This is a genomic window from Rhizobium sp. Leaf384 (assembly GCF_001424065.1).
Classification (GTDB): domain Bacteria; phylum Pseudomonadota; class Alphaproteobacteria; order Rhizobiales; family Rhizobiaceae; genus Ferranicluibacter.
Genome location: NZ_LMQE01000007.1, coordinates 460,560 through 474,027 on the forward strand (window position 1 = coordinate 460,560; position 13,468 = coordinate 474,027).

General features: G+C 57.7%; 13 protein-coding genes and 1 pseudogene. 4 read left to right on the forward strand and 10 right to left on the reverse strand.

What is annotated here, in order from left to right; all coding sequences use genetic code 11:
• Positions 1-1,143: 1,143 nt before the first annotated feature.
• On the reverse strand, positions 1,144-1,881 hold the full coding sequence (locus ASG25_RS17840; protein WP_244479440.1) for a response regulator transcription factor: 738 nt from the start codon (positions 1,879-1,881) through the stop codon (positions 1,144-1,146).
• A gap of 737 nt (positions 1,882-2,618) precedes the next feature.
• On the opposite strand from ASG25_RS17840, the gene ASG25_RS17845 reads away from it, so the two are divergent.
• The 4 genes from ASG25_RS17845 (at position 2,619) to ASG25_RS22870 (ending at position 3,932) form a co-directional block, all read left to right on the forward strand.
• Positions 2,619-2,885, forward strand: coding sequence for a hypothetical protein (locus tag ASG25_RS17845; protein ID WP_062476997.1), 267 nt, complete (start codon positions 2,619-2,621; stop codon positions 2,883-2,885).
• A 193-nt stretch (positions 2,886-3,078) separates the two neighbouring features.
• Complete coding sequence (locus tag ASG25_RS17850) at positions 3,079-3,315, forward strand: hypothetical protein (RefSeq protein WP_062476999.1); 237 nt, start codon at positions 3,079-3,081, stop codon at positions 3,313-3,315.
• 175 nt (positions 3,316-3,490) lie between these two features.
• Positions 3,491-3,736: a hypothetical protein gene (locus ASG25_RS22865; RefSeq protein WP_156466908.1), complete on the forward strand. Its 246-nt coding sequence runs from the start codon at positions 3,491-3,493 to the stop codon at positions 3,734-3,736.
• 31 nt (positions 3,737-3,767) lie between these two features.
• Complete coding sequence (locus tag ASG25_RS22870; protein WP_156466909.1) at positions 3,768-3,932, forward strand: hypothetical protein; 165 nt, start codon at positions 3,768-3,770, stop codon at positions 3,930-3,932.
• 85 nt (positions 3,933-4,017) lie between these two features.
• Here ASG25_RS22870 and ASG25_RS17855 read toward each other — a convergent pair whose 3' ends face one another.
• The 9 genes and pseudogenes from ASG25_RS17855 to ASG25_RS23015 form a co-directional block, all read right to left on the reverse strand.
• Positions 4,018-4,566, reverse strand: a complete 549-nt coding sequence (locus ASG25_RS17855; RefSeq protein WP_062477002.1) for a serine acetyltransferase — start codon at positions 4,564-4,566, stop codon at positions 4,018-4,020.
• Between the two features lie 100 nt (positions 4,567-4,666).
• A complete protein-coding gene (locus ASG25_RS17860; RefSeq protein WP_062477005.1) occupies positions 4,667-6,013 on the reverse strand; it encodes a hypothetical protein in 1,347 nt (448 codons plus the stop codon).
• 2 nt (positions 6,014-6,015) lie between these two features.
• Positions 6,016-6,198, reverse strand: a complete 183-nt coding sequence (locus ASG25_RS17865) for a hypothetical protein (RefSeq protein WP_062477008.1) — start codon at positions 6,196-6,198, stop codon at positions 6,016-6,018.
• Positions 6,198-6,539, reverse strand: coding sequence for a hypothetical protein (locus tag ASG25_RS17870; RefSeq protein WP_062477010.1), 342 nt, complete (start codon positions 6,537-6,539; stop codon positions 6,198-6,200). Before ASG25_RS17870 ends, ASG25_RS17865 begins: the two co-directional genes overlap by 1 nt.
• A gap of 131 nt (positions 6,540-6,670) precedes the next feature.
• Positions 6,671-6,991 (reverse strand): hypothetical protein (locus ASG25_RS17875; protein ID WP_210168466.1); only part of this gene is annotated, 321 nt, incomplete at its 5' end.
• 680 nt (positions 6,992-7,671) lie between these two features.
• Positions 7,672-8,172: a hypothetical protein gene (locus ASG25_RS17885; protein ID WP_062477016.1), complete on the reverse strand. Its 501-nt coding sequence runs from the start codon at positions 8,170-8,172 to the stop codon at positions 7,672-7,674.
• 11 nt (positions 8,173-8,183) lie between these two features.
• Positions 8,184-8,888 (reverse strand): peptidoglycan-binding protein, encoded by a 705-nt coding sequence (locus tag ASG25_RS17890; RefSeq protein ID WP_062477018.1) that lies wholly within the window; start codon positions 8,886-8,888, stop codon positions 8,184-8,186.
• A gap of 35 nt (positions 8,889-8,923) precedes the next feature.
• Entirely contained in the window at positions 8,924-9,595 is a 672-nt protein-coding gene (locus tag ASG25_RS17895; protein WP_062477021.1) for a DUF4376 domain-containing protein, read from the reverse strand.
• Positions 9,592-13,468 (reverse strand): annotated as a pseudogene (locus tag ASG25_RS23015) (hypothetical protein); the annotation flags it as partial. The pseudogene ASG25_RS23015 and the gene ASG25_RS17895, both read right to left, overlap by 4 nt.

A 13,468-nucleotide genomic window follows, 5' to 3' on the forward strand; every position in this document is an offset into this window, starting at 1 on the left:
TTTAAGGAAGCAGGCCTTCTCTCTCAGAGACGAGACAAGCAATCTCAACATTGCAAGATCGTGGATTCGATGTCCAAAACGCTGCAACAGCTTATTGCGATAGGTGAAGAGCACAAGCTACCGAACGATCCAAAGCGCAAACGCCCTAGGGGTCGCCGGGCTTTATAAGTTGCATTTGGAATCACATAAATTGTACTTTATAAGATGACCTTGAAAGAGGTCTGGCCGTGACAGCAAACCAACCCTGTTAAACTTGTCTAAGCTCCAAGTCGGACTGTTCTCGGAAGACCCTTCCGGCACCCTGCATTTTCGCCGCGGTTTCGCGCGGCGATAGTGTTACCTATCAGATGATGATGGGGCGCTGGTGCGCTACGTGCGACATGATGGAAGGCTGAAACTTACAGCCGCAAAAAGCCGTCTATGGGTGTGCACCGTTGCGGTGTCACTTCCCAATGAGCAAAAAATTTAGCCGCCACCTTACCAAGGTTGGCGGCACCCTTTCATTTAGGGGAGGCAAAATCGTAAGCGACTTGGGGTTTCCCCCAACCTCGGGGAGCACTACCAAGATCCCGGTAGTTTGGCCGTTGTGCTGCGGGGCTAGCCGTAGGGGGGTCGATCCACTTTTGGACACACCCCCGACTACCCGGATATTGTCAGGTTGGTTCATGGGAACTTATGAGGGATTGAAAGGAGCACTATTCTGGGCTGGAACAATGCCCCCATCGACATCGTCACACTTCCGCACAATCAGGCGGAGTTAACTTCGGGACAATCGTCACACTCAGGAAAGAAACGCAAAAAACCCCTCGCCGGTTAGGGTGAGGCGGCCTGATGTGGGAAACCAATAGAGCTATGATCTCATCGCAAAAACAGTGCGTCATTGTATTGAATAGCCATTTTTTCGCGCAATATAAGCAATATGCCTGTGCATCGTTTTCCATTCGCACAAGGGCTCGACGTGCAAGCGACAAACCATTGCGCCAGCACGTGCTATCTGCATGCATCGCTATATGCGCGGCTGTTGCAACATCAATCACATCGGCCGTCTATGTAAAGGCCTGCAATGGTTAGGCTAAAACACGAACAAAACAGCTCGAAGCCGAAAGTTGTAGGCAACTCTGATACTCCGACTTCGTTCCGACTTCAGTCGTCGAACATTGCAGAGACCTTAAATATCACCTCAGTTCGGTTGCGTACTTGAAGTTTCTTCATGATGTTTCGGACATGCACCTTAACCGTGCTCTCCCGAAGATTAAGCTCATATGCGATGATCTTGTTAGGTTTACCTTTGTGCAAAGCATCAATGACATTGATCTCGCGGCTCGTAAAAATTTCACTACGCCGCTGATCTCTGTCCGTAGAGACTGCGATGAGCTGGCGCAGCTCATCAAGATTATCAGCCGAGACGAAAACGCCACCAGCTACAGCCAGAGAAATCGCGCCAACGCAGACGGCAAGGCCGATCGCTGACGAGATATAGCCGTGAACGCCAAGTTCAAATGCATCGATGACCTGCCGAATCTCTCTATTTTCGGCAAGAAAGATTATAGGAATATCAGGATAGTCGGCGACCAGTTGCCGGACGTCCTGCCGGAATGAAGTCTTACTAAAATCGCCACGACCAATGTTAATAAGTAGGCCGACATATGTGGTGTTTGCGGCGTTGCGCCACAGAGAGATCGTCGAAAACAATTCAACGTTCATGCGAAGACCGTTCGCTACAAGACCTCGCGCGAGGCACTCCCGTTCCAGTGGCCGGTCATCGATGATAGCGAGCTTTAATACCTCCACATCGACTTGCAAGTCATCCAATCCACGCTGCAGGTGGTATGGCTGTGGCAGTGGTAAATGAGCGATAACTGAACTTGCGACGGGCATCATGTCCGCTCCAATTAATGACTGCACAATTGTGCCGAAACTTTGAAATCGATTTTAGACGACCGGCCGCATACCTGTGCGTATACTGTCCGCCATAGACATTAAATGGCCCGCAAGGCGCCGCATGCGGGAGACGCCCACATCAAACAAGAATTGTATAGACTTAAATTACCCAAACTCGTTCGTTTTAGGACGTTCTCAACGTTACACGAAAGCAACAAATTGTTAAGTGAAATTTTAAACTAAAGCGTTTATATTTCTCATTTATTGACTGCAGGTTTTATAAATCGTCGTTTTTCGCAATCATAACAGTAGGAAATGCTGCCGCGTATAATGGCCATGCAAAAGATATCCCTGTCACTATTGCTATCTCCATCTATAAAGCGCACGACAGTTAATTGGAAGCGGTTCTCCCGTGCGTGGTCTCATGCAGGCTATAGACATTGGCCTTGAGATCAACGGGCATGAGGTTTTCGGTATCACGCGGTACTGCGACCCAATCACCGCTTCAGTCATTAGACAACGGCGAGTAAGGTTGCCGAGCGGGCCTTAGGCCATGAGCACGACAATGACAAAGCCTAGTTGCCAAGTGAACTCGGCCGAAATTTCCCGCACCAAATGATTTGAGCGTCCGCGAGGAAATTTTACGTTACACGTCATATTGAGCTCGACCTTATCAAGCAGTTTATGCGCCGTTAATATCGGCTTTACTCAAAAGCTATCGCAGAAAGGGCCTAGAAATGGCCCGCTATTTTTTCCACGTTCGAAATGGAGTTTTCGCTGTCGATCAAGTGGGACTGGATTTCGAGACGATTGAAGACGTCAAAATGGAAGCGCTGAGGGCCTTTTCTGAGATGATAAATGATGGCGAGATGAATAGCTGGATGGGCGACACGTGGGAGATGGTGGTTGTCGACCCGGAAGGGGTAGTCCAATTCGATCTGAGTTTCACGATCGAAGGACCAGCTAGCAAGTTGGTTACTTTACCTAGAAGCCTGCGTAACTAGCCTTGCAGCCCTTGTTGCTAGAACCTCTTACATCGATTGCCGCTTCCACCGCGCGGAACGAACGGCGTGAGTTAAGTCGCGCCGCATTGAGGCTATCACGGCGCAAAAATAGCATGAAACCTCGCCAAATCATCATGGGCTGGGAACGTTGGTGCCGTTAGGCTGTTCGGTGCGCTTACTGAACGGAGCCATCATGACCCACTATTACTTCAACATTCGGAGGCATGACGTTCTCGAGCGGGATTTGGAGGGTGCCGAGTTTGCTACCTTCGAAGAAGCTTACGAGGAAGCATCCGAAGCTGCGCGGGAAATGCTCGCTGAGAAGGTGTTGGCTCATCACGTCATCGACGGCAGCCGTTTTGAGATCACCACCGAGGACGGTACCGTCGCAGGCGAGCTTGCATTCAAGGCAGTTATCCGGTTCACGTAGCGTTGTACGTAGTCATGAGCGATTGGCTGTGATCGGTCGCGGATCGCATGGAGCTCTGCGCATGCCTCTATTGCCATCGGTGCGCATAAGGCGCAGGGTTAGTCTTCTGCAGCAAATGTAGCGGGCGCTGCCGCTTAAGGGCTAAAAGCCTTGGCCTCAACATGAGGAGGACATCATGTCTTCCAAGAAGCGTTTAGCCAAATACACCGCGGTTTTTGCAGCCGATGAGTGGGAAGGAAAAGCAGCTTATCGCAGTCTTCCCCTTCGAAGTCATTCGGTGTTCGACCACACACGATCCCCTATCGCAGCACGACGCTCATTTCTGATCCGTCGAGTACTGCTCGTTGTCGTGGAATGCGCGCTGATCCTTGGGCTGGCCACCGCTTTGTTTCTCGCCATTGTGCCCGGCTCCTATTCATGAGGCGGCTTGCTCGACAGCGCGGAGAACGCGCATGAATCCATCATTCGCAGACTGTGTCCGGCATCTGCAGATGCATGCGGCTGCCGGTGAAACCCAGGAGTTCCTGGCACGGCTCATTCAGGCATACAGCCGCGAGTTTGCCTACGATCCGATCAAACTTCTGGTCCACATGCGCAACAATGTCACCCATCACTAGATGATGGGTGATGTGCGAACAAGGTGCTTCAACCACCATAGCTCTCAATCTGTAGGCCATCGTACGGACCGGACGATAAAACGCGTTATACTGGCTGGGCGACCGCATTCTGCGGATGGCCTACCAGCAGCATTTTTGCCGGATTACCGACCACCATGCTGTCCGCCGGCACGCTTTTCAACACGACGGATCCCGCGCCTACGATGGCGCGGTCGCCGATCGCGAGAGGCCCGATGACAAGGAAATTGGGATAGAGGACACATCCCGCGCCAATCACCGGATACTGCGGAGAAGCAGTCTTCCCAATCGTTACCGCCTGGTAGATCGTGGTTCCCGACCCAATCTTGGCGCCCGATCCGATGACGAAACCTGTGGGATGCGGAAGGAAGAGGCCTGGCGCGATATCACTATCAAGATTGATATGACACGCCGAACGGCCGACGTTCCAACGCCAGACGAGTAGCCCAAGCCGACGCCGGACCATGCCTCCCTGCCGCAGTTTGCATGCGACACGATGAAGGAATACGGCCGCGAATCCAGGATTGCAAATGAATGTCGGGAGAAGCTTGAGCATATTCGCATGACCGGCATTTGCACGCATGTCAGCTTTGACGACATCCCAAAATTTCATCATGTCCCCTTTTCTAAACTCTCATTCGACGGGCAAGCTTAGATTCAGACGAAATCTCAGTTATTCATTTTCTTCTTTACTGAGACGGTGGGGTGGCTACGCCCTACCAAGCCGGAGCCGGGTAGCGCAGATATCCCCACATCCGCCGAATCTTGACGACGCAAGATGCGTTTCCGTCAAGGGCGACACGGACTGCAGACGCGATGTATCCCGTCGACGCTGCGCCCGCCAAAGGCTGCTCGACTTCGGACTTGAGCGACAGGCTGTAGGCTTCAGCTGGTCCGGCACCCTGCCCGCGTGTCGCGTACATGTCCCAGGCCTGCTTTGTGCCGTTGTTAGTATTGATGTCGCAGCCGAGAAAGACATGCGCGCCGCCGGCATTTGCGGCGACATCGACTTCTGCGCCTGTCTCGATCAGGCTATCGACGGCCCAATAGGCCGTTGCCGGGGAAAACACCTCATAGGTGAAGATGCCGGCTGTTGCCCCGTTCGTGAGCGACAGAATGACGTTTTTGCCAGATGCGGCATCCCCCGCCACGACGTCCTCCGACATGATTGCCACCGACATCGGAACGTCTGCCCGCACATTGCGAGATCCAGGCACCGTGCCGCTGGAGACGGTGACGTTCGTCTGCGTATTGCCACCTGTCAGAGCCGTATGCAGTGGATTGGCAGCCAACTGGCGCGGGTTGACGTTGTAGGCGTCATGCGCCGCGACAACCGCGCGATCGCGCTCGGGCAACAACTGGCGCATCAGGGGCGCGAAGATGAGCTTGCCGAGCATGTAGGCGCCAAGCGGGCTGAGGTGCGTAGGATCGCCGGGCTGCAGATACCCTGCCTTGAATGCGATGGCAGTGCCGCTGCCAGCCGGCGACCAAAGCACAGGCGTCACGTCGAGCAGGATAACGCCCGGTCGCGTATCCGCCCAGCACTTCAGACGCATGTTGTACTCGTGCACCGCGGCGACCTGGGCCGGGTTAAGGTTGGTTGCGCCGGGCTCGGTGCAGACAATGACACGCTTGCCAGCCGCAAGGTCGAGTTCCCATTCTGTGATCAGACCCTGAAGCGAAAAGAGAGCCACGTTTGCGACGGTGACTGCCAGGCCTGAGATCAGGTCGGTGTAGCCAGCCAGAGCCTGCGCAACGTTGTTGACGATGCCGGAGTTCCAGAACGACACACCCGCATGACTGGCGAGGCGCGCCGCCTTGTATTCCAGAATGTACTGGTCAGAGCGGGATCCCGATGTTGCGAACGAACCTCCAAGCGTCATGCGCTGCCCAGAAAGCGCATTCCCCCAGTTGAGCGGACCGAGCGCCGCCTTGCCGATCGGGCGTGGAAGAACAGCCGAGACATGGTGCTGCTTGGCACGACTGTCGCCGTTGTAGTCCCAGAGGTTCAGACGAAGGTTATGGCGCCAGACATGGAAAGCGGTGAGAAGTTTATCAGCCATGGTTATGCGGCCTCCATACCGCGAGCGCCGTCGGCATCGACCGCGATAGAGTTGTCGTTATCGAGGGCGTAGGCGTAGCCGGACGGCGCCCCGCCACCCTGCCCTGGGGTGCTACCTTTGCGCTCGCCGATCGCCGTGACGACGTCGCCGATATAATCGAGGCTTCTACCGACGAGCTTCTCCATCACGCAGCCACCGCGTTGCACTTCCACCCAGCCTTAGCAGGAAGGTCTTTTTCCTGACCACCAACGAGATGTTGACGGACGGTCGACCTCTGACTGCCAACAGCTTGCGACGCGTCGGGCGCAGCATCCGCAGCAACGTAGATCTCGGACGAGGATGGTGCGCGAACGCGAAAGACGAGCGAAGCCTCATCTTCCGAAACGAGCCCCTGCTGCACCCCCGGTGCGACTTGTGTCGTCGTTCCGCCGATCGCGACGGTCTCGGACCAGAGAGGAGAAAACAACTTTACGCCGCGGCGGTCGATAACGTAGCCGCAGGTGACATGAACGCCTGAAAGAGCCATGGGAGGTATCCTTGTTTTTGGGANAGAGAGGAGAAAACAACTTTACGCCGCGGCGGTCGATAACGTAGCCGCAGGTGACATGAACGCCTGAAAGAGCCATGGGAGGTATCCTTGTTTTTGGGAGAAGACGCTCATCGACCCTTGCGGATCATCTCCTCGCGCATCGCGTCAATGCTGCGCGTGAGGTCCCGAATGCGATCGCCGAAGTCGTCGACCGCGCGCTCAGTAGATTTGCGAAAGTGAATGGCCTCGAGCGTCTGCGCCTCGATCGCGGCAGTCGCTTTGTTCAAGGCAGAGGGATCGACGATCACGGCCGCAACCTGAGCTGAAGCTGCCGAGTGCTCGGGACTGGCGCGTTGCCCCTGCCCGAGCCCGAAGTAGCGTACCAGTACGCCGATGCCGATGACGGCGCCGAGGCCGAACAGAGCTTCAGCGGGCAGCGACTTAAGCAGNCGTTGCCCCTGCCCGAGCCCGAAGTAGCGTACCAGTACGCCGATGCCGATGACGGCGCCGAGGCCGAACAGAGCTTCAGCGGGCAGCGACTTAAGCAGCTCGTCCATTGCGGGTCTCTCCCTGATCATGCGCAGCACGATAGATGTTGGTCAGCTCCGCGATCACGAGCCAAGGATAGATCGCCAGCCAGGTGCTGATGACGCCCGAACTGTAAAACCCGGCGCAAACGCCGAACCAGATAATGAGCCCCTGAAGCGTTCCGAGATNATAGATGTTGGTCAGCTCCGCGATCACGAGCCAAGGATAGATCGCCAGCCAGGTGCTGATGACGCCCGAACTGTAAAACCCGGCGCAAACGCCGAACCAGATRATGAGCCCGAACCCTGCAGCGACCTGCCGAATTTGAGGCGTCACCTTCTTTTTTGCGCCGTTGATGACCAAGGCGACCAGGCGAAGCATCCCCAGGGTCAGCATGATGGTGCCGAAAGAGGATTGCGTGCCGAAGAAGTCACGGAAACCGGCCCAGGACGGCTGGGAGAAAAGGTCGTCACCTATCAGGACAACAACACCGAACGTCGTCGTTACGGCCCCGGAAAACCATTCCATGTTCCGCGGGCCGAACCTGTGCTGGATACGGATCCAGACACCTGGACCCGTGTAGCTCTCGCCGTTCATCAGCTCAGGCTCTCGCCGGCGCGCTGACGACCTTTGCGAGGTCAGGTACCTTCGAGGTGATGATCTCGCGCAGCATGTCTTCGGTCACGCCGAGCCTTGCCAGAGCGTCAGGATTTTTCTCGACGACGTAGCTAGTAGCAGTCTCGATCAACTGAGGCGTGATAACAGCACCAGGGACGAGGCCCGCCTTAGCGACCGCGAACCGGATGGCATTCGCCGCACTTGCATGGATTGCGTTGCGGAGCTGCGTCTCGATCTCGAGCCGTTTGGCCACGTCGGTAATTTTGAGCAGGGCAATGACGCGAGCGCCGATCCAGGTGATCAACACCGGCCCAACGATCGAGCCGAACATAACGACGAGCGGCTGCAGAATCTGCCAGAGATCAAACCAGATGGAGGATCGCGCTACGACGGGCGCCGCATCCTGAGCGAAAGCCATGGTCCCGATCACCACGGCGGCGATCACGGCGAGCACCGCGATCGAAATGTATTTCCGGTATGTCATGTCGCTTTCCTTCAAGCTTCGTTGGTGGTTTCAGTGAGTGTGGCACCGTCGCTTACGACTGCGATTTCAGCCGTGGCGAGAGCGGTGAGCGGCCAGCGTGCGCCATTGACGCGCAGGCGCTTCTTTTCGATGCGGGAGATGGTCACGGCATCGGACTGGTTGCCGCCGAGCACATGAAAGTGGGTTGCGTCCTCGCCGACGTAGAAACCAACATGGCCCTGCCAGCTGTCCGGGGTGCCACGCCAGAACGACAGGATCGCGCCCTTCTTCGGCTTAGTCGCCTTGCCGAAGGCGGCCCAGTTCATGGCACCGTACGGGTTCACCGGCAGGATCTCGTCCGGCATGGTGATGGCGAGGCAGGTCTCGACGAAATCACCGCACCAAGGCAGCTTGGCCGGATCGCCGAGCGTCTTGCCGTCCGACTTCAGGAAGGAGCGGAGCTCGGCATTGTTGATCCTCTCGTGCAGGCCTTTCTTGCGGTAGGCCAGATCGAGCCACGGCGTAGCATCCGGTGAGTTGTCGTTGGCGACGGCCGCTTCGTTAGGGAACAATTTCGCGATTGTCTTCCCGCCGGCGACGCCGTCGATCCACAGTCCCTGCGCACGCTGAAATTGTTTGACGGCCGCGATAGTCTGACGGCCACGGATGCCGTCCAGTTCGCCCTGATAATAGCCACGGCGTTGCAGCTCGGATTGGATATCCAAGGTGGTCTTCATAACGATGTCCTTTGAGGTTGCCCGGAGGCGTAAGGTCAGGCGCTCCAGAGAGCGTCGTTGGTGATATCCAGCGCCTCGCCAGTGGCGAGACGGTCTTTCAGCGATCGGCCAGTCATGGTGAGCCGCTCGACGTGGGCCATGGCAGCGCGACCGAAGTTGACCATCGTGACGACGTCCATCGGCACGATGGTGTTGTCGGCCGCGATCCATCCGAAGTCGGTGTCGCCGCCTTGCCAGCGCAGATCGCCCGGCTGGGCGTCCTGCATCAGCGCCAGTGCGGCGCCGGTGGCCGCACCATTGATGTTGCGGAGATCCTGCTCGCGGGCTTGGTAGAGGTTCCCCATGAATGTGAAGCCAGCGGCGATGCGCCGATCGCGCTCTCGGTCCACGTCGTTACTGGAAAGCGGGATAGGCTCGAAGGGCTCACCTTCCGGGCGATGGACGATCGCGGGCACGGTGACGTCAACGAAGTAGAGGTTGATCGGATGTAGACGGATCGGGCTGGCGATGTTCGGCTCGGAGAATGCCGAGACCTGGAGCTGATAGTCCTCCTCACCGAATGCATTACCATGCTGCAGGATGGTGCCCGTCGCTGGATGGTAGACGACGAACCACAGCTCACCCGGCGTAGGCTCGGGTGCGTCGGCATCAAATACAGGTGGCGGAGGCGGCGGAGCGATCGTCCCGCCTTCGAGAGCGTCGCTCATTTCTTCAGCCTTGTAATCGTCCAGGACGTGCCGTCGTTCGTGAAGCCGGATGACGTTCCGAAGTAGCCCATGTCCTTATTGTTGTTCCGCATGGCCCCGCCTGAGCCGAGAATGAAGACGAGCGAGACTGTGACGCTCCCGGCGCCGTTCTTGGTGTAGCTGCCGGAGATCGGTTGGCTGGAGCATCCATAGGTGTCGATAGCCGGCCCCTGGATCTTCACCGTATCGAGAACAGTGCTGCCGACCTTCAGCTGAACTTCACCAGCGTAGAACACCTCCGCGTTCACGGCCGTCATGAAGCCGCGCAGGTTCCAGAAGGCGTCGATGATCAGGCGCTCGTCGTCAGCCAGGCTGATCGTGCGCGACAGGATCGTGGTCGTTGCGGATTTTGGAACGGAAGCGGAGGACGTGTTGTAGTAGACGGCCGAGATCGCGCCGTTGACGAGCTTTTCGCCATTCAGCGTCAGGTCCGTGATGTCGGCATTCGTGACTTTGATGTTAATCGCCGTCAGGCTGTTGACGTTGATCTTGTCCGCCGTGATCGCGCCATCGACGATCAGATCGGCATTGGCGCGCCGGTAGCAGAACGGGTTCCAGACATAGAGCGATCCATTTGCGGATGCGCCGGCCGTCGGCGCCAGCCTCCGGACGTAGTAGCGTGCCTTCACCGCGCCATCGGGAACGACCGTGTTAACGGCAACGTTCCTTGGGCTCAGGTTGGCTGCGGGTGCTTCGCCATAAGCTGGAGCCGTTATGACGCTGTTGTTCACATCGAAGAAGTTGATGTAAATTCGCACGCCCTGGTTTGTCGACGAGTTGAAATCGATCGTCGCCCCAAAACGCAGTTCATCCCCCGGACGAACATCGAAGTCCTGAGAATAGGCGTCGGCAATATAGGTCGTCCCGGTTGCGGCATTGCCATCCCCGAGGAAGCGCAGAGCCGGACCATTTACATCGTAAGAGCCGATTGACGGCGCCGAGCCTCCGCCTCCGAATGTCCACGCACCGGGATCCTGAAGCGCGTTGTCCGGAACCATATTCGTGAAGTCGGTGAGGATCAGATGTTTTGCCGTAATGGCGTTGGCAGCGATCTGGTTGGCTCCGATCGCATTCGCAGCGACCTTATCCGCCGTGACGGCGCTGGCATCGAGCTTATCCGTCGTGATCGCGCCCGCACCGATCTTGACCGCCGTGATGGCGCCGGCTGCGATCTTTTGCGCAGTGATGGCATTGGTGTCGATCTTGTCGGCCGTAATCGCATTGGCCGCAAGCTTGTCGGTGTCGATCGCGCCGGCCGCGACCTTTCCGGCCGTGATGGCGTTCGTCGTGATCTTGTCCGACGTGATGGCGTTCGCCTGGATCTTGTCCGAACTGATCGCGTTCGCCATGACCTTGTCCGACGTGATCGCGCCGTCAACGATCAACTCCGAGGATGCTGCCCTACGGACCGAGATGTTCCGAATGACGACGGCGGGGACGTAGTTGCCTGACGCATCACAAGCCACGCGCATACGCAGGCGCGCATATGCCGATCCAGCTGGCGGATTGAATATTTGCGTCAGGGCAGTCGAGGCGGTGGAGCCAGTGAAAAAGACGTTCTGATTGCCGACGTTCTGGCTATCAACGTTATCGAAATCCTTGGCGAGGAACTGGATCTCGCAACGGAACTGACCGCGAGCCGCCGCATATCCTCTCACCTTTAAGCCTACGGCAATCTGTTCGCCGACGTTGACCGGAAAGTTATTGGAATACTGATCCGACACGAATTGGTTCGCAGGCTGACCTGCACGGCTCGAGCCAGCGTACAGCATGACGCGACCCAAATCATCCAGCGATGTCGTAGACGCCAGCAGAGACCAGTCACCATTCATGCCGCCGTTCCAGGCGACCGGATCAAGAAGCTCTCCGGCCACCAGATTGCTTTGATCCATGATGGTCAGTTTGCCGGCAGTAATCGCGCCAGCCGCGATCTGGTCCGCTTTGACAGCACCCGCCTGAATCGCGGCCGACGTGATCGAGTCGGCCGCGATCTTTCCGGCGGTAATCGCGTTCGCGTTGATCTTGTCGGAGGTGATGGCGTTGGCGTTGATCTTGTCAGCCGTGATCGCGTTGGACGTGATCTTGTCGGCGGTGATCGAACCATCGACGATCAACTCGGCCGACGCTGCCCGGCGCACAGAGATGCTCCGCACGATCACTGCCGGAACGAAGTTTCCGGAAGCATCGCAGGCGACGCGCACGCGCAGGCGAGCAGTAACCGCCCCAGCGACCGGGCTCATGATGGCGCTGATTGCAGTCGTCGCCGTCGTTCCGGAGAACACGACCGTCTGGCCGTTCACCGTCTGGCTGCCAAGGTCCGCACCGTCCTTGTCCGACCAGTTGATCTCTGCCCGGAACTGACCGCGGGCCGCTGCGTAGCCGCGGACCTTCAGATTGACGGCAAGGGGTTCTCCGACATTGACGGGGAAGCGATTGGAGAATTGCGACGAGACGAAAGCCCCGGCCGAAGCTCCAGAGACGTTCGGGCCCGTGTAGATCATCACGCGGCCAAGCTCGTCTTGCGAGGCGGAGGAGCTGATCAGCGACCAATCAGCAACCATGCCGCCGTTCCATGCAGCGCCGTCGAGCAGCTCGCCGGCTACGAGGTTGCTTTGATCCATGATCGTAAGCTTGCTCGTCGTGATCGCGCCGGCGGCGAGCTGATCTGTTTTGATGGCGCCGGCCTGGATGTTGGCGGACGTGATGGCGTCGGCCGCGATCTTGCCCGCAGTGATGGCATTGGCCCCGATCTGGTCTGCTGTCACGGTCCCGGTCAGATCCTGCGTGGGAACCGCGGCCGTGTATTTGGTGCCGTCCCACCGATAGAGCTTGCCTGCGACTGTGATCACGTCCGTGGACTTGGTCGACGGGACCGTGCTGCCTGAGATATTGCCGACCGGGCTCAGGCCGCTGGCGAACTTCGTGGCATCGATCGCACCGGCGTCGATCTGCCCTCCGGTGATGGTCCCTGCGATATCGGCGGCCAGGACGTCGGCAGTGTATTTCGTGCCGTTCCACCGATAGAGCTTGCCAGCGACTGTGATGACGTCGGTGGACTTGACCGTTGGCACGGTCGAGCCGGAAACGTTCGTGACAGGGCTCAGGCCATTCGCGAACTTCGTCGCATCGATCGCATTGTCCGCGATCTGGCTTCCGGCGATCGTGCCAGCAATATCGGCTGCCGGCACGTCGGCCGTGTATTTGATGCCGTTCCAGCGGTAGAGCTTGCCAGCAACCGTAATCACCTCAAGCGTCTTCGTCGTCGGAACCGTCGAACCGGTGATGATGCCGACGGGACCGATGCCGCCGGCGAACTTGTCAGCGACGATCGCGCCGCTGGCGATCAGATCCTTCGTCACCGCGCCGATCGCGATCTTGTTTTCGGTAACCGCCATGTCGGCCAGCTTCAGCGCCTCGACAGCACCATCCATGATCTTGTTGGCGGAGATGGCGCCGTCGATGATCTTCTGCTGCGTGATGGCGTTGTCGAGAATGTCTTCTGCGATCACCAACAGGTTCGGTGTGGTAACCGTCAGCCAGATCGACCACAGCGTCCGACGACTTGCCGTTTGTGCAATAAGGCGGCCGCGCACTTCATACACCGTCGCCGGCAAAAGCCACGCCCCCGAAAGCGTCCAGCTATAAGGCGCGTCATACGGCAGGTTATCGCTGTCGAAAACGACGGCATCTGTCGCAGCGACGCGAACCTGCACCCGAACGTTCCGGACGTCGTCGAGGTTGGACGCAGCCGTGACGACGATCGCCGGCCGGCGTCCTCGGCCGCCAGCGTCAGCAATAGCAGCTGCAACAACCGTCCAGCCTTCCATAGGCTGC